General features: G+C 67.4%; 12 protein-coding genes. 3 read left to right on the forward strand and 9 right to left on the reverse strand.

Annotation, left to right across the window (positions count from 1 at the left end; genetic code table 11):
• Positions 1 to 15: 15 nt before the first annotated feature.
• A complete protein-coding gene (locus tag HRV97_RS10245) occupies positions 16 to 1401 on the reverse strand; it encodes an SGNH/GDSL hydrolase family protein (protein ID WP_223176765.1) in 1386 nt (461 codons plus the stop codon).
• A gap of 131 nt (positions 1402 to 1532) precedes the next feature.
• On the opposite strand from HRV97_RS10245, the gene HRV97_RS10250 reads away from it, so the two are divergent.
• Positions 1533 to 2573 carry a cupin-like domain-containing protein gene (locus tag HRV97_RS10250; RefSeq protein WP_174194189.1) on the forward strand — a complete coding sequence of 347 codons (1041 nt, stop codon included), beginning with the start codon at positions 1533 to 1535 and terminating at the stop codon, positions 2571 to 2573.
• A gap of 67 nt (positions 2574 to 2640) precedes the next feature.
• Here HRV97_RS10250 and HRV97_RS10255 read toward each other — a convergent pair whose 3' ends face one another.
• From HRV97_RS10255 to HRV97_RS10270, 4 genes are read right to left on the reverse strand one after another with little or no spacing between them, the layout of a single operon-like run.
• The gene (locus HRV97_RS10255) at positions 2641 to 4131 is read right to left on the reverse strand and encodes a tryptophan halogenase family protein (protein WP_174194190.1); all 1491 of its coding nucleotides are present in this window, start codon (positions 4129 to 4131) and stop codon (positions 2641 to 2643) included.
• Positions 4128 to 5645, reverse strand: coding sequence for a tryptophan halogenase family protein (locus HRV97_RS10260; RefSeq protein WP_174194191.1), 1518 nt, complete (start codon positions 5643 to 5645; stop codon positions 4128 to 4130). Before HRV97_RS10260 ends, HRV97_RS10255 begins: the two co-directional genes overlap by 4 nt.
• On the reverse strand, positions 5642 to 7060 hold the full coding sequence (locus tag HRV97_RS10265) for a tryptophan 7-halogenase (RefSeq protein WP_223176766.1): 1419 nt from the start codon (positions 7058 to 7060) through the stop codon (positions 5642 to 5644). The genes HRV97_RS10260 and HRV97_RS10265 overlap by 4 nt, the downstream gene beginning before the upstream one ends.
• Positions 7057 to 8541, reverse strand: coding sequence for a tryptophan halogenase family protein (locus HRV97_RS10270; RefSeq protein ID WP_246248674.1), 1485 nt, complete (start codon positions 8539 to 8541; stop codon positions 7057 to 7059). Before HRV97_RS10270 ends, HRV97_RS10265 begins: the two co-directional genes overlap by 4 nt.
• 181 nt (positions 8542 to 8722) lie before the next feature.
• Between HRV97_RS10270 and HRV97_RS10275 the strand changes: the two genes are divergently transcribed.
• On the forward strand, positions 8723 to 12091 hold the full coding sequence (locus HRV97_RS10275) for a TonB-dependent receptor (RefSeq protein WP_174194194.1): 3369 nt from the start codon (positions 8723 to 8725) through the stop codon (positions 12089 to 12091).
• 226 nt (positions 12092 to 12317) lie between these two features.
• Here HRV97_RS10275 and HRV97_RS10280 read toward each other — a convergent pair whose 3' ends face one another.
• Positions 12318 to 13505 carry an endo-1,4-beta-xylanase gene (locus HRV97_RS10280; RefSeq protein ID WP_343044487.1) on the reverse strand — a complete coding sequence of 396 codons (1188 nt, stop codon included), beginning with the start codon at positions 13503 to 13505 and terminating at the stop codon, positions 12318 to 12320.
• A gap of 103 nt (positions 13506 to 13608) precedes the next feature.
• Positions 13609 to 15735: an alpha-glucuronidase family glycosyl hydrolase gene (locus HRV97_RS10285; RefSeq protein WP_246248690.1), complete on the reverse strand. Its 2127-nt coding sequence runs from the start codon at positions 15733 to 15735 to the stop codon at positions 13609 to 13611.
• 115 nt (positions 15736 to 15850) lie between these two features.
• Here HRV97_RS10285 and HRV97_RS10290 point away from each other — a divergent pair, with 115 nt between their 5' ends.
• Positions 15851 to 18247 carry a glycoside hydrolase family 3 N-terminal domain-containing protein gene (locus HRV97_RS10290; protein WP_174194196.1) on the forward strand — a complete coding sequence of 799 codons (2397 nt, stop codon included), beginning with the start codon at positions 15851 to 15853 and terminating at the stop codon, positions 18245 to 18247.
• A 55-nt stretch (positions 18248 to 18302) separates the two neighbouring features.
• Here the strand turns inward: HRV97_RS10290 and HRV97_RS10295 are convergent, their stop codons facing one another.
• The gene (locus HRV97_RS10295; RefSeq protein WP_425505760.1) at positions 18303 to 19949 is read right to left on the reverse strand and encodes a glycoside hydrolase family 43 protein; all 1647 of its coding nucleotides are present in this window, start codon (positions 19947 to 19949) and stop codon (positions 18303 to 18305) included.
• The gene (locus HRV97_RS10300; RefSeq protein WP_174194197.1) at positions 19946 to 22489 is read right to left on the reverse strand and encodes a glycoside hydrolase family 9 protein; all 2544 of its coding nucleotides are present in this window, start codon (positions 22487 to 22489) and stop codon (positions 19946 to 19948) included. The genes HRV97_RS10295 and HRV97_RS10300 overlap by 4 nt, the downstream gene beginning before the upstream one ends.
• Positions 22490 to 22628: the final 139 nt, after the last annotated feature.

The following is a 22628-nucleotide window of genomic DNA, read 5'->3' on the forward strand; positions in this document are numbered from 1 at the left end:
ATCTCCGAGGTGGGATCAGCGATCAACTGGGGTAGCAAGGATCAGGCTTCTGATCGGCGACAGTGGGGCGCTGCGCCGCAGCGGCACGGCAGCGTTCAAGCGGCGGCGGGCGGCAATCCGGTCGATACGACGAGCGCGTACCCGAACCGCGCGGGCGGGTCGTGCGTCGTCGAACAATGCGAGCGGCACCGCTTCACCCATCGCGCGATAGCCTGCCTCGGACGGGTGCAGGTGATCGCTTGAGTCGTACGCCGGCGCCAGTCGGTCGGCACGCGCGGGATCGCGCATCGCGCGGTCGAAATCCACCACTGCGTCGAACGTGCCGGAGCGGCGAATGAACTGGTTGATCGCCTGGCGATCGACCTCGGTCTCGGCACCGGGATGATAATATTCGTTGCCGCCGAACGGCATCAGCGTGCCGCCGATCACCTTGATGCCGTGGGCGTGCGCGCGCTGGACGACCTGTGCGTAGGCCGCGGTCACCTGCGCGACGATCGCGGCGTGCTGCGCCGGCGTCGCGGGAGCGTCGCGCGTCAGGACGCCCAAATCGTTGATCCCTGCGAGCACGATTGCCCAGCGCACACCACTGCGCGCCACCACATCGCGGTCGAACCGCGCGAGCAGGTTGGGACCGAGCCCGTCGAGCAGCACGCGATTCCCTCCGATCCCGGCATTGATCACACCGACGCCGCGCAGCGCCGGTCGGGCACGCAGCCGTTCGGCCAGGATGTCGGGCCAGCGCGTGTTGCGATCCGGTGCCACGCCGTAACCATCGGTAATCGAATCGCCGATCGCGACGAACGTCGCCGCGCCGCGCGCGACCTCGACGTCGGACAGCACGTACCAGTGCGTCGCGTGCTCCGCACCTGCCAGCACCGGATCGGCGACGTGATCCCCAGATAGGATGAAACTCGTCGCGCGCGCGCCGGGGTGCCCAGTTTGCGGTCCGGCCATGGCGGGAATGAACAGGCTGATGGCGACATCGGCGCCGGCGGCGGCGGTAAACGCAACGGGGTCGGAGAATATTTCAGCGCCCGGCGGGATGATTGCGGTGGCGCGGCCGGTGAAGGTCAGCCGCTGTCCGCCCGTGATGCGCGCACTGCCCGGCGCCGCGCTGAGCGCCAGGTGCGCCGCCTCGATCCTTAGCGGCTCCGATCCGTGCGCGTTCGACAAGCGCACGCGCACGCGGTCGCCGCCGGCCGACAGGCGCACGACCTGGCGCAGCGTGAACGACGTCGCGCGTTCCGGCGACAGCGCGTTGTCGCCGTCCGCCACCATCTGCGCCGAACCCCATGAGGCGATCCACCGCGCGTGGTCGGCCTGCGGCGAGGCATCGCGCGCGCCGGCCATGCTCGCCGTTGCCACCGAGCCCAGCAGCAGCGCCGCCCGCCAACCGATCATCCCACCCCCGTCTACATCCGTTAGCGTTACCATTAACGCCGCGCATCCATGCTCCGCAAGCGTTTACGCGCGCCGGGGCGATCGGTCTGGTCGTATGGCGCAGCGCGCGCGGTTGCGGTAACGTGCCGGCCATGAAGATCGACCATCCTGCCGCCACCGACGTTCGTGTCGAGGAGCGCGCGGCCGTCGACGCGGCGACCTTCGCAGCCGAGATCGATCCGCGCGCGACACCGATCATCCTGCGCGGGCAGGTGGCGCATTGGGCGAGCGTGCAGGCAGCAAGCGGCGGTGATCGCGCGATCGCCGCGTATTTGGCGAGCCTGGGGAGCGGAGGCCGGCCGCTCGACGTGCTGGTCGGTGGGCCGGAATACCGCGGTCGCTTCTTCTATCGCGGCGACAATCTGGAAGGCTTCAACTTTCACCGCGAGCAGGCGCCGCTGGAACTGCTGCTTAGCGAATTGCTGCGGCTCGCAACCGTGCCCGAGCGCGAGCGGCACATCCTGTACGCGAATGCGGCGCTCGCGCCCGAGCATCTGCCGGGATGGGCGAGTGCGAACCCGCTCGATCTGCCGCTGGGCGGTGCGCAGCCGCGGTTGTGGATCGGCAACGGTTCGCAGACCGCAACGCATTACGACGGGTCGACTAATCTCGCCTGCGTGGTCGCGGGGCAGCGTCGCTTTACGCTGTTTCCGCCCGATCAGGTCGGCAATCTGTATGTCGGGCCGCTCGACCGTACGCTCGCCGGGCCGCCCGCCAGCATGGTCGATCCGCTCGCGCCCGATCTCGCGCGTTACCCGCGCTACGCCGACGCGCTTCAGCACGCGATGGTGGCCGATCTGGGACCGGGCGACGCGTTGTTCATGCCCGCGATCTGGTGGCATCACGTGCAGGCGTTCGGGACGCTCAACGTGTTGTGCAATTACTGGTGGGCGTTCGATCCCACTGCCTCGGCATTCAACGCGGTGGTGCACGCGTTGATGGCGGTGCGCGACCGCCCGGCGGCGGAGAAGGCGGGATGGCGTGCCTGGTTCGATCACTTCGTGTTCAATGAAGACGCCGCGGCGGCGGGCGACCATCTGCCCGCCCCCGCGCGGGGGGTGCTGGGTGCGGCCAGTCCGGAGCGGACCGAGCGACTCCGCGCCTACCTGCTGCGGGTGCTGCAACGGCGCTGAGCGATGACGGGCAGGGGCCATGCGACGCTCTTGACCATCAGCGCGGGTGACGCCGAGGTCAGTTCGTTCATTCCGGCGCGAGCCGGCGCAGCGCCTCGACATGGTATGGCATGTGCGCCAGCGAGGCGCTGACCACGCGCTCGATCTGTTGCAGTCGGTGCGACACCAGATCGGCGGAAATCGCATCGCAGATGGGATCGTGCGCGTCGATGAGTGCTCGCTGGCCCGCGAACAGCGCGAGCCAGCTTGTTTCGTTGAACAGTTCGTCGGGCTCGCGAAAGATACGGCCACCGGCGCGGAACAGCGCCAGCTTCTCGGCCATCCCGTCCGGGATCGGCGCGTTCGCGCGCTCGCGCCAGAACGGTTCGGGGCGGTCGTTCAGGTGATAATGCGCGACCAGGAAGTCGCGGATGCGCGCGAACTCGCCCGCCATGATGCGATTGTAGCGCTCAACGATCGCGGGCGCGGTCGGAGTGGCGGGCGGCATCATGCGGACGAGATGCTGAATGCCGCTCTGCACCAGATGGATGCTGGTCGATTCCAGCGGTTCCATGAAGCCGGCGGCGAGCCCGAGCGCGATGCAATTGCCGCTCCAGAAGCGGCGGCGGTGCCCGGTCGCGAACCGGATCAAGCGCGGCTCGGCGAGCGGTTCGCCGTCGATTGCGTCGAGTAGCGCGCGCTGCGCCGCATCGTCGTCGAGATGCGCGCTCGAATAAACCAGGCCGTTGCCGGTGCGATGCGCGAGCGGAATACGCCAGCGCCAGCCCGCCTCGTGCGCGATCGCGCGGGTGAGCGGCAGGGGCGCGGCATCGGGCGGCGAAGGCACCGCGACCGCGCGGTCGCACGGCAACCACCGCGACCAATCGTACCATCCGGCACCGAGCGCCCCTTCGATCAACAGCGCGCGAAATCCCGAGCAGTCGATGAACAGGTCACCCGAAATCCGCGCGCCATCGGCCAGATGGATCGCGGCGACGCCGTGCGGGCCGGGCTCGACATGCTCGACCGTTCCCTCACGGCGAACGACCCCGTGCTGCTCGGCATGGGCGCGCAGGAAGGCGGCGTAGCGCGCGGCATCGAAGTGATACGCGTAAGCGATGCGCGACAGCGGTGAGTTGCCGTTGGCGATCGGGCGCGAGAAGCGCCCGGCTTCGCCCGCGCGCGCCTCCAGCGAGTAATGATCGAGCGGCTCGGCTCCGCCGTGCAGGCGCGCGCGCAGCCACTGCGCGGCGAACGGCGTGCCCGCGATTTCGGTGCCGATCTGTCCGAAAGGATGAACGTAGGTTTCGCCTGCGCGCGTCCACCCTTCAAACCGGATCCCCATCTTGTAGCTGCCGCCGGTCGCGCGCAGGAACGCGTCCTCGTCGATGCCGAGCATCGCATGAAAGGTGCGGATCGGCGGGATCGTTGCCTCACCGACGCCGACGGTCGGGATCTCGTCCGACTCCACCAACGTCACTTTGCCCTCCGCCGGCACGCACAGCCGGCCGAGCGCGGCGGCCGCCATCCAGCCCGCGGTGCCGCCGCCGACGATGACGATTGATCGTGGCGCGGTCATCGTGGGACTTGAGCGGGGCAGTTGCTTGCGAGATACTCCTCGTGCCGCGGCATGCGTCGTGCGGCATCGGCGAAGAGGCCGCGCAGGCGCTCGAACCTCGCGTCTATCTCGCGGCTCGGGACCGTGTCCGCCAGCCGGTCCCATCCGTCAGGGACGACACCTTGCCCCAGCAGCACCGCGACCCAGCTCGCTTCGGCGAACAGGTCGTCCTCCCAGCGGAACAGCCGGCCGCGCCGCCGCCACAACGCGATCTTCTCGCGCAGGCTGTCGGGGATGCCGCGCGTGCGCGCCTCACGCCAGAATGGTGAGTCGTCGCGCCGTGTCGCGTAATAGTGCAGGACAAGAAAGTCGCGGACTTGATCGAATTGCGTCTCGGCTAGCCGGTTGTAGGCGTCGATCTCGACGGGTGAGAAACCCTGGTCGGGGAAGAGCGCGAGCAGCTTGGATATACCGCTCTGCACCAGATGGATGCTGATCGATTCCAGCGGCTCGGCGAAGCCAGACGCGAGACCCAGCGCGACGACGTTGCCGATCCACTGCTTGCGACGGCGACCCGCGGTGAAGCGAAGCACGCGCGGGTCGGCGAGCGGCGCGCCATCGACCCCGGCGTTGAGCGTCGCGGCTGCCTCATCGTCCGAACAATGCGCGCTGCTGTAGACGTAACCGTTCCCCGTGCGGTGCTGCAGCGGGATGCGCCACTGCCATCCCGCCGCGCGAGCAGTGGCACGCGTGAAGGGTGGAATGGCGGTGCCGATGTTGGCGGTCGGCATCGCCACCGCGCGGTCGCACGGCAGCCACCGCGACCAATCCTCGTAGCCTGCGTGCAGCGCTTGCTCGATCAACAGGCCGCGAAAGCCCGAGCAGTCGATGAACAGATCGCCCTCGATCCGATGCCCGCCGGCAAGCGTCACGTGCTGCACATGCCCGGTCTCGCCATCGAGCGAGGCGTCGACCACTTCACCCTCGACCCGCGACACGCCGTCGCGCTCCGCCCGACTGCGCAGAAAGCGGGCGTAGAGGCCGGCATCGAAGTGATAAGCATGCGCCATCTGCGACAGCACCGAGGCGGGGTCGGGCGAGGGCGGCAGGAAGCGCCCGGCGCGCGCCGCCACCGCGCACAAGGAGTAACGCTCGATCGGCTCGTCCACTCCCGCCGCCATGCGACGTCGCCAGTAATGGTGAAAGCGCACGCCTTCGATGTCGAAGCCGAAGCCGCCGAAGGGGTGCAGGTAACGCTCGCCTAGCGCACCCCAGTCGACGAACTCGATCCCGAGTTTGAAGCTGCCGGCGGTCGCCGCCAGGAACGCGTTCTCGTCGATGCCGAGCATCGCGTTGAAGCTACGGATCGGCGGGATCGTCGCTTCGCCGACACCAACGGTGCCGATCGCGTCCGATTCGATCAGCGTCACGTCCGTGCCCAGCGGGATCAACCGCGCGAGCGCGGCGGCGGCCATCCAGCCGGCGGTGCCGCCGCCGACGATGACGACGCGGCGGATCGGCGCGCCGATCGTCATGCCGCCGCTCGCCACAGCGGTGCCATGGCGTCGACGTATCGGGGCAGGGCACGGACCTGCGCGATGGCGCGGGTGCGCTGCTCGACCAAATGCTGCTCGATGTCGGTCAGCGGGATCAGGTCGGCACGGGCATCGTAGCGGCGTGGCATGAGGCCCAGGGCGTCGAACATCGCGGCCCAGTCGGCCTCGTCGAATGGTTCCTCGTCGAACATCGGCAAGCGTCCGCGCGCGGCGAAGAGATCACGCTTCGCGCTCAATCGTTCTGGCACCGGCATGGGTCGCCGCTGATCCCAGAACGCTCCCGCACGGCTCGCCACGGCATAATGCGCGATGACGAAGTCGCGCGCGCCCTCCCACGCCTCCGCAGTCGCCCGGTTGAAAGCGGCGGCCTCGATCGGGGCGACAGGGTCAGCGGGCCATAGCTGGATCAATCGCGCGAGCGAGCTCAGGAGCAGCGTCAGCGCAGTAGGATGCAGCGGTTCAAGGATGCCCGCCGCGGCACCGAGCGCGATGCAATTGCCTCGCCATGTGTCGACGCGGCGTCCGGAGCGGAACCGCTCGCCACTGCCTTGGACGCTGCACGTCAGCCGGACGTCGACGCCGTTCAGCGGCCATGTCGCGGTCCAGCCAGCGTTGTGCGCGTCGACCTGCGAATAGGGCGGCGGCGCGCCTTCGGCCGCGATCACCTCCACGTGCCGGTGGTCACACGGCAGCCAGTGCGACCAGTCCTCGAACGCCGCTTCGAACTGCCCGGCGACGCTCGCGGCGACGCCTGAGCAGTCGAGCACCAGCAGCGGCGCGATGGTGCTGCCGTCGCTGAGCAGCAATTGCGTCACGATGCCGGCGGCCTCGACCGCAGAGGTTGCGAGCGGGGCGGGTAGTTGCTGCACGCCCGCGTTCACCGCCGCGGCACGGATCAGTGCGAGGTAGCGCGCCGTCGGCAGATGCAGCGCGTGCGGGATTGACGTGTCCGCACACCGTCCGGCCTGCGCGGCGAGCGCGGCGGCACTGTAATCGGCCAAGCGCACTGGATGGTTCGCCGCCCGCGCGCGCGCAACGAGTTGATGAAAGGCGATGCCTTCGCGCGGCGCACCTGTCTCGCCGTAAGGCAGGAACGCCGCCGCACCATCGTTTCGCCAACCGCCGAATGCGACGCCGAGCGCTTGGCCACCGCCCGTCGCGCGAAGCAAGGCGTGCTCATCCAGCCCCACCTCGGCGTGAAAGCGCGCCGCCTGCGGCGGGATCGCGATCACGGGCGCGAAATCGCCGAAGCCGTCGTGGACGTGTTCACTCTCGGCGGTGTCAGTGGCGACGACGAGGATGCGGTAGCGATCACGCGGCAATCGATGCGCCAGTGCCGCCGCGGTTAACCAGCCACACAGGGTTTCACCAACGATGGCGATCGTCTGCATCATGCCGCTTTCAAGCGCGCCAAGTGATCTTCGTGCAACGGCATTGCTGCGGCCGCGTGACGACAGGCGGCAGCAATTGCTGCGACGTGCCCGCGGGCAGTGGCAGCGGAGGCGTCGGCGACCAGCGGGTGGACGCGCGCGGGCGTGATCCCTTGTCCGTGATAGACCGCAAGCCAGCTGGCAGGCAGAAACATGCCCTCGCGGTATTGCGCCACGATGCCGCAATCGCGGAACTCATCCATCTTCTCGACCAGCGACGGCGGCAGCTCCAGCGCGCGCATGTGACGCCAGAAGGGCGTGTCGTCGCGCGTGGTGGCGCAATAATGAAGCACGAGGAAGTCGCGCACGCGTTCGTATTCGAGCGCCATCGCCCGATTGAACTCAGCGACATCGGCAGGATCGACGATGCCATTGGTCGGGAACAGCTCCAGCAGCTTGCCGATTGCGAGCTGAATCAGGTGGATGCTCGTGGATTCGAGCGGTTCGAGGAAGCCAGCCGACAAGCCGATCGCGACACAATTACCGATCCACTGGCGGCGACGCCGCCCGGTGTGGAAGCGCAGCAGGCGCGGGTCGGCGAGCATCTCGCCTTCCACATTCGCCAGCAGCAGTGCGCGCGCGCGCTCGATATCGGTGAAGCGGGTCGAGAAGACGTGCCCGTTGCCGGTGCGATGCTGAAGCGGGATACGCCACTGCCACCCCGCCTCGCGCGCGGTCGCACGAGTGTAGGGGGTGAGCGGGCCGACGCTCTCCGACGGCATCGCCCAGGCGGCATCGCACGGCAACCAGGGCGACCAATCGTCGTATCCGGCCGCCAGTGCGCCCTCGATTAACAGGCCGCGGAAGCCGGAGCAGTCGATGAACAGGTCGCCGTTGACGCGGCGGCCATCGGCCAGCTCCACCGCCGCGATACGCTCTGCATCCGCTTCGACGCGAACAACGCGGCCCTCGACGCGCTCAACTGCCCGCGCCTCGGCGTAGCGGCGGAGGTAGGCCGCGTAGAGCGATGCATCGAACTGATAAGCGTAAGAGAAGGTCGAGCCGATCGCGCGCTGATCATCGGATGGCAGCGCGAAGCGGTTGGCGCGCGCCGCGATGATCGGCAACGAACATTCCTCGAGCGCTGGAACGCCGCCGCCCGCGCTAGCGGCGTGCAGCCAATAATGATGGAAAGGCAGGCCGTTGATGTCGTGCCCGAAGTCACCGAACGGGTGGATGTAACTGTCGCCGATCCGACCCCAGTCGCGGAACTCAATGCCGAGTTTGAAGGTCGCGTGGGTGCGCCGGATGAAGTCGGCTTCGTCGATACCCAATCGTTTATTGAAGAAGCGGATGTGTGGGACCGTCGCCTCGCCGACGCCAACCGTACCGATCTCTTCCGACTCGATCAGGACCACGTCGGCCAGACGACCGGCGACGCTCCAGCCGAGCGTGGCAGCGGTCATCCATCCCGCGGTTCCGCCGCCGACGACGACGATGCGCATCCGCGCCGGCTCCATCTGCCTCTCCTCACCAGGATGTTACCGTTACAAACAAACGGAATACATTGTCGATCTAATGCAAATTAGGGCTGGAAAAAAGCTCTCTTGGTGAGTAGCGAGGTTGGGCTAAAGGCGCTGCAATCGGTAATGATAGCGCTATCAGGCTTTGGGGGGATGTTTGAGCATGCAGGTTAATTCCATCAAGTCGCGGACATTCGGTCGGATGGCGATGCTGAAAGGCGGTGCGTCGATCACCGCGCTGTGCCTCGCCGCCGTGCCGGTCGTCGCGGTTGCCCGACCCGCCATCGTGCAGGAAGACGCTGCTGCGCAGAGCGCGAGCCGTACCGTATCTTCTGACGCGGCCGCCTCGATGCAGGGGCAGGGACAGCTACAGTCGCAACCGTCCGCTAACGCGCAGGTGCCGTCGGGTGGCGCGGAGGTGACGCCGGTCGAAGAAGCGACCGCGACCCCGCAGGAGGCGGCCGCGAACGAGGACGTCGTCGTCACCGGCATTCGCCGCAGCTTGCAGAGCGCGCAGGCGATCAAGAAGAACTCGGACGTCGTCGTCGATTCGATCTCGTCGGAGGACATCGGCGCGCTGCCTGACCGATCGGTTACCGAAGCGTTGCAGCGCGTCCCCGGCGTGTCGATCAGCCGCTTCTCCGCCGGCGTTGACCCGGACCATTTCTCGACTGAGGGCTCGGGCGTGGTGGTGCGCGGCCTGACCTACACCCGCTCGGAGATCAACGGCCGCGATTCGTTCAGCGCCAACAACGGTCGCGGCCTCTCGTTCGCGGATGTGCCCGCCGAATTGCTGGGCGGCGTCGACGTGTTCAAGAGCCCGTCCGCCGACATGATCGAGGGCGGCATCGCCGGCACGGTCAACCTGCGTACGCGGCTGCCATTCGATTCGACCGGCTTCACCGCCGGCGGCACGCTGGAAAATAACTACGGCGATTTCGTCAAGAAGTCCGCGCCGACGGTGTCGGTCCTGCTGAGCGATCGCTGGCAGACCGGGATTGGTCAGTTCGGCCTGCTGGGCAGCTTCGTGCGGTCGCAAATCCGCTCGCGCGCCGACAGTGTGCAGATCTCCAACTGGGGTGAGCGGGTCCTGACTTCGACCGGCGCGTTGCTCCAGCCGCTCGACGCCAACAACAATCCGAACCTCGGCACGACCGTGTACGTGCCGCGCGGCGCCGCAACGCGCAGTCAGGAGTTCAACCGCACCCGCTACGGCTACTCGGCCGCCGGGCAGTTCCGCAGCAACGACGAAAGGCTGACCGCGACCGCGCAGTTCCTGCGGTCCGACTCGCGCGAGGCATGGACCGAGAACTCGATCGAGGTCGCGACCGATAACGTGCTGGCGGCGGGCGATTCGCAGCCGTTCCCCGGCACCAGCTTCACCTTCGACGACGACAATGCGTTCACCAGCGGGCTGATCACCGGTCCGAACGGCTACCGCGCCGATCAGGACCCGGCGAACGGCGGCGACCTGCGCACGCCGACGAACGGCCTGCAGAGCAACAACATTGCACGCGGCAACCGGTCGCGCTTCGTGACCAACGATGCCAGCTTCAACGTCAAATGGCAGCCGACCGAGCGGCTGGGCGTGACGGTCGACTACCAGCACGTCTGGTCAAAGGTGAAGGTCACGGACCTGACGGTCTGGGGCACGACCTATCAGAATGCGGACATTCGCCTGGACGGCACGAAGCCGGCGTTCGTCAACTTCGTGCCCGTCACCAACGAGCCGAACAATTACCAGAACGCCGCGCATCCGAGCTACCTCGACCCGTACAACAGCTTCTACCGCTCGGCGATGGACCACATTGAGGACAGCGCGGGCAACGAGGATTCAGCTAGGATCGACCTCGATTATTCCTTCCCGGAAGAGAGCTGGATCAACTCGATTCGAGCCGGCTACCGCTTCTCCGATCGCCAGAACGAAGCGCGCTCGACCGCGTACAATTGGGGCGTGCTGAGCGAGATCTGGGGCGGCGGCACCGACGCGAGCGGCGCGTCGGTCGGCGCGGGCGGCCCGGTATGGTTCGACCGACCAGTCGATGGCAATCCGGCGACGCGAACGGCGGGCAGTACCGCGCCGCAGGAGGCATTTCTCTACGACAATTTCTTCCGCGGCAAGGCGAATGATCCGTCGAACGGCGGACGCCTGTTCTACCCGGGCCAGCTGCTGCAAGACTATGGCTCCGCGGTGCAGCAGGTCAGCCAGATTGCGTCGGAATGGCGTGGCTTCACCTCGACCAACTCGGGTGCCGACGGCTGGGTACCGCTCGCCGCGCGCTCGGGCGTGATCGCGGGAACGCCGTTCCGTCCGGGCGAGGTCAACCCCGTCAGCGAGCGCAACAACGCGGCCTATTTCCTGGTGCGGTTCGGCAACGACCTGTCGAACGGCTGGAACCTGAGCGGCAACGTCGGCGTGCGCTATACCAAAACTCGGCGTATCTCGTCGGGGTTCTTCTCGTTCAACAATCAGGCATTCAACTGTGTCGCGCCGACTGACGGCAGTGCGATCTCACGCTTCTGCGCACTGCCGGACGCAACAAGGGCCGCCGCCGCCGCGTTCCAGAACGGTACATTGGTGCTCAACAACGCGCGCGTCACCTACGATTACTTCCTCCCGAGCTTCAACGTGAAGCTGGCGGTGGGCGGCGGGTTGCAGTTCCGCGCCGCGTTCAACAAGAGCGTCGCGCCGCCTGACTTCGGTCTCACGCGCTCGTTCTACAACATCGGGTTGAACACCAGCGACCAGACGATCCTGTTTAACGGTGCACCGGTCGCGATCTTCGATGTCGGCAACCCGAACCTGAAGCCGGTGCGCGGTGATAATTACGACCTGACCGCCGAATGGTATTTCTCCAGCGTCGGCCAGCTGACCTTCTCCGCATTTGCCAAGAATCTGTACGGCGTGCAGTCGGTCGGCACGCAGCGATTAAGCTTCACCAACAACGGTGCGACGTTCGACGCGATCGTGACGACGCCGCTCAACTCGGAGGAAACCGGCAAGGTGCGCGGCTTCGAAGTTGGGTACCAGCAGACCTACGGCTTTCTGCCATCGGTGCTTGGTGGACTGGGCTTATCGGCCAACTACACCTTTGTTCATTCATCGGGCGTGTCGCAGCAGCAGCTCGATCCGAATGACCCGAACGTGGCCGCTGGGATCATCTCGAACGTCGATACCAGCCGATTGCCGCTACAGGGCTTGTCCAAGCACCAGTTCAACATCGGGCCGTTCTACCAGCGCAACGGGCTGGAGCTACGCGCGGCGTATAACTGGCGGTCACGCAATTTGCTGACGATCCGCGACGTGATTACGCCCAACGCGCCGGTCTACGCCGAATCCTACGGCCAGTTCGACGCGTCGGCCTTCGTCGCGGTGACGCCGGAAGTGCGGCTGGGCATTCAAGGCGTAAATTTGACCAACTCGATTACGCGCACGTCCTACGTGATCAACGACGATCTTCTGACCAGGCCACGCAACTGGTTCATCGCTGATCGCCGCATCACCTTCTCGGTACGCGCGTCGTTCAAGTAAGCGGAAGCGGGGGGCGCCTCCGTGAGCGGACGCGGGGTATTCGGTGCATGCCGGATGCCCCGCGTTCGTGCTGTCGGAAGCCTGCTAGATTTGCGGGGCTAGTACGAGCCAGCGCCGAAGCGCCGATCCGGCGTGGCGCGAGCGATCGAAGAGCTCGTCAGCACCTGTCAGCCAATTCCCATCCACAACACCGGTGGTCCGCATAGTCCCCGTCGTTGCGGGTACGTCAGGCTCTCGGCGGCGCTGCGGTGATCGCAGCCGCGATCGCGGAACGCATCGGCTTGGCCTTGAAGTTTGCGTCGTAGGGGCAAGGGCGGCGCGCGGCCTTGTCCTTGCGCGGCTCGAACCCTTCGATCCAGCTGTAGCGATCGGTCATGCCCCACAGCAGAATGTCGCGCAGCGACGGATAGGACAGCATGACGTCGAGATAGCCTCTCGTGAAATCCGCAACGGCGTGGTCGCGCACGGCGATGTCGGCGGGCAGCGCATTGTCGCGCACGTCGAGTTCGGTAATGACGAGGTCGTAACCCATGGCCGTCACCGCATCGAGGAAGCGGTGCCACTCGCCCTCGAGTGAAGCGACGCTGACACGCGCATCGACGCCCTGCGTGACGATATGCGATTGCACGCCCAGCGCGTCGACGGGGACGCCGCGTGCCTTGAAGCCTTCGAGCAGCCTGAGCACGCCGGCGCGGTGCGTGGCGTTACCCGGCTCCCAGCTCATGTAATCGTTGTAGACCAGTTGCGCGTTCGGCGCGGCGGCGCGCGCAGCGCGGAACGTCAGGTCGAGCGTTTCCTGTGGGCTGCCCAGCGCGCGCGACAATGCCGTATCGTAGAGCGTGCCGTCCGCGGGGTTCACCGCCTCGTTGACGACATCGTAGCTGCGGATGCGGGCATTGTAGCGCTTGCACACCGTGTCGATGTGGCCGACGAGCAGATCGTGCGCCGCCCGCGACGGATTGGCGCCGAAATCGTGCGCTTCCTCCCACGCCGGCATCCATTTGGGTTGATGCCACAGCAGATTGTGGCCACGCACCGGAAGCCCGACCTTTTCCGCCCAGCCGATCATTGCATCGAGGCGGGTGAAGTCGAACCGCGTCGCGCTCGGCCGGATCGCCTGCCACTTCATCTCATTCTCGGGCACCAGGATGCCGCAGTCGCGGCGGAGCAGCGCCGCGTAAGCTGGGTTGGCGAACGATCCGCGGTCCGCGCCCGGTCGGCCCCAGGCGAAGCATGACCCGATGCGCAGGCCGCGGGCGGCGGCGAGTGCCTGTAGTCCGCCAGCCGGCGGGGAGCCGGTCGAAGCGTCGTCAGCCAGCATCGCGCGCGCGAACGCTTCCGTCCGGGGTCCTGGCTGCGCCGCGGCGGCCAGACCGGCTAGCGTGTACAATCCTTCGCGTCGGGTGATCGCCATGGTCATGCTCCTGTAATTGCTGGCGTGAGACCGCGCGCGGTGCCGCGACCATCGGGTAAGGTGGCCGCGCTGCCGGCCTGGTGAGCGAGCCGCTGCCGCTCCGTCACTGCGGATTGCCAGGTGCGTGGGGAAAGCGCTGCGCCTCGTACCAGCGCACATCGTGCGCGGGCGGGCGCGTACCGGCGGGCAGGGGCAAGCCGTTGATCGACGACCAGTAAGCGATGCTGGCATCGCGCCACCACGCGGCTTCGCGCGCCTGGATGTCCAGAAACGTCGCGGTCTTTTCCCAGCGTTCGGCGTCGACTTGCGGGCGCAAGCCGTTCCATTGTCGGCGCATGTCGCCCACCTGCGCGACACCGGCGTCGTAGCGCTGCACGAGCTCGGTCCACAATGTCCGGCCAGAGGGCATCGGATGATCCCAGCGCAGATGGTGAAACCACAGCAGCTCGCTCGGCGGTGTCGTCGCCGGGTTGGACAGCTGTCGCGCGAGCGCCGGGGCATATTGCGCGACCGCGTTGCTGCCGCTCGCGGTCCGGTCGAAGCCGATGCCGTTGCGGTCGGCGCGGTGATAATAGACCGGGTTCCACTCGGGCCGTTTCAGGCCGGACACCCACGGCTCCGGCCCATAATGATGCCCGGTCGCCATCAGGTGCGCGAGCCCGAGCGGGGTCATGTAGTCGACCACTGCCTCGCGCGAAGGCATCATCATCGTGGCGACCCGCTTGGCGATCGCGGGCGCGAAGGTCATCGCCGCCCACTCGCGCGCGATCGCGCGCGGATCGAGCGCGGGATCCCACGCCAGCCGGCCGAACGCGTACCAGTTTGCCTGGTTGAAGGTCGATCCGCTCCAGTCGCGATCGCGTCCGACGTTGGCGACCCCGGCGATCCCGGTCAGCCGATGATGCTCGATCGATCCATCGATGATCCGGGCCACGGTCGATCCCGAGCCATGCGCCATCGTGTCCGCGCGCAACGTTTCGGCGAACAAGGGGCCGAGATACGCCAGATGCGTCGCTTGCCCGAGATATTCCTTGGTGATCTGAAATTCGGGCATCAGCGCGGTGCGCGGCATCGCACCGAACAGGGGATGGAAGGGCTCACGCGGCTGAAAATCGATCGCGCCGTTCTTGACCTGAACGATCACGTTGTCGGCGAACTGCCCGTCGAGCGGCTTGAATTCGGTCCACGCCTGCTTTGCGCGATCGTCGGGGTCGGTGTCGGCGTAAACGAAGGCGCGCCACATGATGACGCCACCGTGTGGGCGGACCGCGGCGGCCAACATGTTCGCGCCATCGGCGTGGCTGCGGTGATAGTCGCGCGGACCCGGCTGTCCCTCGCTGTTGGCCTTGACCAGGAAGCCGCCGAAGTCGGGAATGGCCCGGTATATCTCGTCCGCCTTGGCGCGCCACCAGGCGGCGACGCGTGGGTCGAGCGGGTCGGCGCTCGCCAGTCCGCCCAGCTCGATCGGCGCGGAGAAGCGTGCGGAGAGATAAACCTTGATGCCGTACGGGCGAAATATGTCGGCGAGCGCCGCCGCCTTCGCGATGTAGCGCGCGGTGAGGGTGTCGGCGCTCGCGTTGACGTTGTTGAGCACCACGCCGTTGATGCCGATCGAGGCATTGGCCCGCGCGTAATCGGTGTAGCGCGGATCACGATAGTCGGGCAGCGTCCACCAGTCCCACAGCGACTGACCAGCGTAGCCGCGCTCCACGCTGCCATCGAGATTGTCCCAATGGTCAAGGATGCGCAGGTGAACGCGCGGGGCTGACGACAGCGCGATGCGACGCGGATCGCCGCCGGTGTACAGGTGGCGCAACAGCGCGAAGCTGCCGTACAAGGCCCCGCGCTCGGTGTTGGCGGTGACCAAGGTGACGCGCGCGCGGGCAAGTGTTACGGTTCGGACCAGGTAACCCTCGTCACCCAGCAGTGCGAGCGGCAGGTCGAGGGCCCGCACGTCCGGGTCGCCAGCGGTGGCGACGACTATGGGACCAAGCATCGCCACCTGCGCGGTACTCAGCCCCGCCAGTGCGCGACGCAACTCATCGGCGGCGGCGACCATCATTCGGGAGCTCGATCGCGTGTCGATCCGGGGTGAGACGCGAGGCGCGCCGGACGAGGACACAGATGTTCGGTAGCGCAGCCACAGGTCGTAACCGTCCTCGGCGCGCGCGTAGCCGGCAGAGAGGCACGCCGCGGCGATCATCAGCATTCGTGAAGCGAGCGTGATCATCATCCTCCCGCCGACCACCGATGCATTGCAATGCTCGGTCCGATTCAGCATGGTATCGCTATCACGGCGACCGGCGCATTAGCAATGACGCCCACGTCGCACACGGGAGGATCGCATGTCGGGCACCAACAATTCAGCGACGCTGTCGCGGCGTAGCCTGCTGCGCTGGACTGGGTCCACGGCGCTCGTCGCGCTCACGTCGGGCGTGCTCGCCGCGGCCGAGCCGCGCGCGATCTACCGCGACCCTCGCGCGCCGACCGATCTACGCGTGCGTGACCTGCTCGGGCGCATGACGCTGGAGGAGAAGGTCGCGCAGCTGATCGCGCTGTGGGGAACCAAGTCGGAGGTGATGCAGCCGGGCGGGCTGGCGTTCGATCCTGCGCGCGCGAGCGCAGCCTACCCGGCCGGCTTCGGTCAGGTGACGCGTCCGTCCGACCTGCGCGGCGGGCCGGAGATCGCGGCAGTGGCGGGGGGCACCGGTGCACGCTTCCGCGGATCGGCGTCGACGATCGCCTTCGTCAACGCGGTGCAGCGCTGGGCACGCGAGGAGACGCGTCTCGGCATCCCGGTCATCTTCCACGAGGAAGCGCTGCACGGCTACATGGCGGCGGGCGCGACCATGTTCCCGCAAGCGATTGCGCTGGCAGGTACGTTCGATCGCGATTTGATGCGCCGCGTGCAGGGCGTGATCGGCGGCGAGGTGCGCGCGCACGGCAGCCACCTGGCCCTGTCGCCCGTCGTCGACATCGCGCGCGACCCGCGCTGGGGGCGTATCGAGGAAACGTTCGGCGAGGACCCGTATCTGTGCGGCGAGATGGGTGTCGCGGCGGTTCAGGGCCTGCAAGGGGAAGGCGAGACGCTCGCGCCGGGGAAGGTGTTCGCGACGCTGAAGCACATGACCGGGCACGGACAGCCGCAGGCGGGCAATAACATCGGCCCCGCGCCGCTGGGTGAGCGCGAGCTGCGCGAGAGCTTCTTTCCGCCGTTCCGCGCGGTGGTGACGCGCACCGGGATCGGCGCGGTGATGCCGTCATACAACGAGATCGACGGCGTCCCGAGTCACGCCAACCGCTGGTTGCTCGGCAACGTGCTGCGCGGTGAATGGGGGTTCAAGGGTGCCGTGGTCAGCGATTATGGCGCGATCGAGGAGCTGGAAACGATCCATCACGTGGCGCCAACTCGCGAGGCGGCGGCACGCGCCGCACTGCGCGCGGGCGTCGACAGCGCGCTGCCCGATGGGCTCGCCTATCGCACGCTGGCGGCGCAGGTGCGGGCGGGAACCGTGGCGATCGCCGATGTCGACACCGCGTGCGCGCGTATCCTGGCGATGAAGTTTCACGCCGGTCTGTTCGAGCAGCCGTTCGTCGACGCAGGCGCGGCCGAGCGGCTGACCGGCAATGCGCCGGCGCGCGCGCTGGCGCTGGAGGCCGCGCGCAAGTCGCTGTGCCTGTTGACCAACGACGGCACGCTGCCGCTCCGCCCTGCGGGACGGATTGCCGTCATCGGACCCAACGCGGCGGTCGCGCGGCTAGGCGGCTATTCCGCGCCGCCGCGCCAGGCCGTGTCGCTGCTCGACGGCGTTCGCGCGCTGGTCGGCAACGCGGCTGAGGTGGTCCACGCGCAGGGTGTGTTCATCACCAGAAGCGAGGACCGCTCCGCCGACGCGGTGCTGCTCGCCGACCCGGCGGCGAACCGCGCACTGATCGCCGAAGCGGTGGAGCTGGCGCGCGGCGCCGACGCGATCGTCCTCGCGATCGGCGACACCGAGCAGACCAGCCGTGAGGGGTTTGCCAGCACGCATCTGGGCGACCGCACGACGCTCGACCTGGTGGGCGAGCAGAATGCCTTGTTCGACGCGCTGCACGCGCTCGGCAAGCCGATCGTCGTCGCGGCGATCAACGGACGCCCGACGAGTTGGCCGGGCGTCGTGGCGCACGCGAACGCAATCCTCGAATGCTGGTATCCGGGGCAGGAGGGCGGAACCGCGATGGCCGAGGCGCTATTCGGGCGCATCAATCCCGGCGCCAAACTGCCCGTCACGGTCGTTCGCGAGGTCGGACAGGTGCCGTTTTACTATAACCGCAAGCCGTCGACGCAGCGCGGTTATCTCTTCGCCGACACCGCGCCCTTGTTCCCCTTCGGACACGGGCTCAGCTACACGACGTTCGATGTCGGCGCGCCGCAACTGTCGGCAGCGCGTATCGCGCGGGCGGGCTCGGTTACCGTATTGGTCGAGGTCGCCAACACCGGCACGCGCGCCGGGGACGAGGTGGTGCAGCTCTACGTCCACGACCTGGTCGCGTCGGTCGCGCGGCCGGTGCTGGAGCTGAAAGGGTTCGAGCGCGTGACTCTCGCACCGGGCGAACGCCGTATGGTGCGTTTCACGCTAAGCCCGGACGCGTTCGCCCTGTGGGACGACACGATGCGCGAGGTGGTCGAGCCAGGTCAATTCCACATCATGGCCGGCCCCAGCTCCGCGCAGTTGAAGACGGCCGTGCTCGAGATCGTTTGAGGCGGGCGAGGGTAGCGCCGGTGCGTCGGGGAGCGGTTCCCCGGGTGCCGCCCGGTCACCGGTACCAGGCGTATGGCCCGATCAGCGTTCCCACGAAACCGCCCGCGACGTTGGTGCTGAGAAAGCGGACATCCACGTCGCGCGCAAGGCTGCGCGTGGCAGCGCCCGTGGCAACGGTGAAGGACATCTGCCCGCCGTTCGCCTCCATCGTCAGCGTGACCGGCCCGGTTCGGACCGGGGCGGAGGCGACGAGCCGTTCCTTGCCCGCATCGCCGGTATAGAGCGCCACCACGCGTTTGCCGGCCAGCCACGTCACGCCGAAGAACAGGTAATTGTCGTCGCTCTGCATGGCGACCAGGCCGGCGCGCTCGCCATCCCGATCGGGTGCGAAGCGCAGGGTGGTAGAGATCGTCGCGCGGTGGTGCTGCTGTCGCCGCGCGACGAAGGCGGGTGCGCCCGAGCGGTCGCCGATCCGGGTCGCGCGCCCTAGCACCAGATTGCCGTCGCTGAGCGTGTAGAGCGGCGCCCTGGGCGTCCGCACGCCGATCCAGGGTAAGGCGAGCGTGCGACCGTCGAATTCATCGACGTAGGCGAACGCACCGCTGGTCGGCAGCGCGGGGGCGGGGCTGCGCGGCAGGTTTGGACGCGGCGCGACCAGCGGCACCGGCGTGCCGTGTGGCAGGATCACCGGCCACCCGTCTGTCCACGTCACCGGCAGCAGGAACGTCTCTCGCCCGATGTTATAGTAATCGCCCGCGTACGGACGCGTGCCGAGAAAGGTCGCGTACCAGTCGCCCTTGGGCGTCTGGACGAACTTGGCGTGCCCCGTCGAGGTGATCGGATCGGGACGCGCCGGATCAAGGTCGCGCTGCGTCAGAATCGGGTTGCGGGGACCAGGCAGATATGGCCCGAGCAGGGTCTTGGAGCGGAACACGACCTGCGAATGGTTGACGCTGGTCCCGCCTTCGGCCGCAGTCAGATAGTAATAGCCATCCTTGCGCAGGATGTGCGGCCCTTCGATCCACACCGGCTTCTTCGACAAGTCGACGCCGCCATTGATCAATTGCGTACTGGGGCCCGTCATCTTGCGTGCGCGCCAGTCGAACTCCTGTATCCAGATCGCGCGGTGGCCGTCGTAGCGGGCCGGCTCGCTCGGTGCGCGATTGTTGACGATATAGGCGCGGTCACCCTCCCACAGGATCGACGGATCGATCCCCTCGAACGGCAGCCACGTCGGGTTCGACCACGGCCCCGCCGGGCTCTTCGCCGTGATGACGTAGTTTCCGCCACACTCGACGCAGGTGTTGACGATGTAGAACAGCCCATCGTGGAATGAGATGTCGGGCGCGAATACCGCCTGCGACGTGCGCATGTTGGTGAAGTCGAGCTGGTCCGGCCGGTCGATCGCGTTGCCGATCTGCGTCCAGGCAACGAGGTCCTTTGAGTGGAAGATCGGCAGTCCGGGAAAGTGCGCGAATGATGAGAGGACCAGATAGTAATCGTCACCGACGCGGGTGATCGAGGGATCGGGATAATAGCCGGACAGGATCGGGTTGCGGTACTGATCGGGCCCGACTGTCACGCGCTGCTGCGCGCGGCCGTCGTAACTGAAGCGGCTGAACCGCGGTGCTTCGCTCGCGGCGGCGAGCGTGCCGGTACCGGTGAGCAGCAGTGCTAGCAGCGGCCGGATCGCGGCGCTCACTTGGCGACCTTCGTGGCGGAGAGTTCGTTGATTGCCTGCGCCAGCTCGATCCACATCGCGCCTTCGGGGATGACATATTCGTTCTCGCCCCAGAAGAACGGCCAATCCTCGTGGTTCTCCGGAAAGTCGGGCTTGATCACCAGCACGCCGGGTACGACGCCGCCCGCGATGAAGGAGAAATCGGCGCGGTTGTTGCCGTAGGCGACCTCCTTCGACCGGGTGCCGACCGCCGACACGAACGACAGGTCCGATCCGGGATGATGGCCGAGCAGGAACTCCGCGCCGCGGAACACCGCGTCGGTGGACACGATCTCGGGAAAAGCCTTGTGCAGCACGTAGGCGTTGAGTGCCTGACCCAGCACGGTGCCGCTGCCCGCCCAGCCGCCGGTGGTGATCGTCACGCCGAACGGGTTGGCCTTGGTCGCTTCTTCCATCTTCGCCGCGTAAGCCCTGACCGCCGGGATCATCGCCGCGCGGTAGCTCGCCGGCATCCGCGGGATCGCCGCCACCGCGTCGCGCAGCGTGAAGGCGAAGCTCTTCTCCATCGCCGGCCACGACGCCTGCACCGCCGCAGCGTAGGCGGGATCGCGCGTCGTGCGCAGCAATTCCACCGCGGCGGAGAACTTCTCCGCCTCCAGCGGGCCGCCGGTGGTGTTGCCGTGCTGGTAGAGATCGGGCGCGTGCGACTGCTCCTCGGCCCAGGTCCTGACCGCGAGATCGCGGGCTTTCTTCGACAGCGCCGGATCGACCTCGGCCAGCGCACGCGATGCGGCGGCGAGGCCGGCGATCGACCCGTAGTTCAGGGCAGATGCCTTGGTGGTAAAGGCCCAGCGATCGTCGGGCGTGCCGCTGCGCCCACCGCGCTCTTCGCCCAGTTTGAGCGCAGGATCGTAGATCAGCCCGTCGGTCTTGGTCGAAGCGTCGCCCAGATGGGTGTATTGCGCCACGTCGGGCTCGACGATGCCGTGGATCGCGTGGCCGACCGCGTCGAACTGCGCGATCAGTTGCAGCGTGCCGTGGCGGATCTGCTGAAGGAGATCGGGGGTGCCGTCGGGCACGTGGATCTCGGTGCGGCGACGGGTCCAGTCGATCGCGGTGGTGTCGCGCGTGGGGTGCCAGCGTTCCCAGCTATCCACCAGTGATCGGATCACCTGATATTGCGACTGGGTGCGGATGTCGAAATCGCCCGCGTCGAACCAGCCGCCGACCGCGAGGCCGGGGATATGCTCGCCCGGCTTGAACCGGGTGTCGGTGGTCGGCCCCTGTGCGTAGAGGTCGATATGCTCGTGGCTGACCGGCGCTTGGCGAGCATCGTCGCGGTGTGCGTCGCCGTGCCAGACGCGGTAGCCTTCGTTGACGAACATATGGTCCATCGCGACCGGAAAATAGACGTCGAGCGTCGGATGCCACGCACCGGCGTAGACGTCCGCGGCGATGCGGAACGGCGCGGTCCGCGTTTGGCCGTATTCCAGCACGTAGGTACCCGGCGTGCGCACCGCGCTGAAATCGAGCTGGCGATAGCTGTAGCGCAAGTAATTGCCCCAGCGCGTCGTCGGCCCGGTCGCGACCGGCGTCATCGCGCCATCCTCGCCGACGCGCAGCAACCGCGCGGGGAGGGCACGCGTGTCACCGCGGTCGAGCTCGATCGTCGCGATCTTGCGCGCCTGGGGCGTGTAGCCAAGTTGCGAGTGCGCGATCACCGGCGCGCGCAGCCAGCCGGGCACGGCGTTCGGCTGCACCACCCATTCGAGCACGCGTCCGGTCTTCCCCGCGGGCAATAGCGAGCGCAGCACGAACCAGCCGTTCTGCGCCTGATTGCGTCCATCGAACAATTGCACGTCGGCGGTGGAGCGGATCGTCACCCGCCGCGCGGGGTCCTCCGGCGCCAGCACGAAGCGCGTGCCGTGCGCGATCGCGATCGGCTCGGCACCCAGTCCTTCCGCGCGTCCGCTAGCAGCGTTGCGCTCGGGCGTGCGCGTCATCGCGTCGGCGGGATAGAGCGGAAAGGTGCCGCCCGCGCCGTCCGCCATGAAGCTGTGATGGAAATAAGCGGCGGGCAGGAGTTCGAGGTTGAACCCCGCCTTGCCCGCGAGCGCCGCCGGCACCGGCTGGTCGAGGATCACCGCGATCGCCACCGCGCCGCCGCGCTTCTCCGACCGAATACGATAGCGCCACTGATAATCGGGATATTCGAGGGTCACGGTGATCGCGCCGGTGGCGGCATCGACCTGGCGATCGATCAGCCGGCCGATCGCGTCCCACTGCCCGGGCGTCGCGGACAGCCGCACGTCGCCGTTCGTGGCGATCCGCTCGCCCTGCTGGATGATCTCGACACCGCTGATCTTCGAATCGGCGAACAGGCCATCGTACCAATTGGAGAAGACGAGCACGTTGGCCGCGGGCGCTTCGTAATACCCTTGTGCGTTGAGCGTCAGTTCCGGCGCGGATGCGGCGCGCCCGGTGCCGGTCTGCGCGAGTGCCGGGGAGGCGCCCGCCAGCAGCACCGTGATCAACCGCGCGACATGTTTCGTGGCCTTCATGTGCGATCCCCTCGTGTTCGCGCGGCGTGTACACCACCGCTTCATCTCGCTTCACTATAGCGCTACCATTGTATCTCGCCAGTGCAAGTCGGGCAAAGCTCCACGAGGTTTGTTTTACCGTTGACCTAACTGGGTAGCG

It is taken from the genome of Sphingomonas hominis (assembly GCF_013328205.1).
In the GTDB taxonomy this organism is placed as follows: Bacteria; Pseudomonadota; Alphaproteobacteria; order Sphingomonadales; family Sphingomonadaceae; genus Sphingomonas; species Sphingomonas hominis.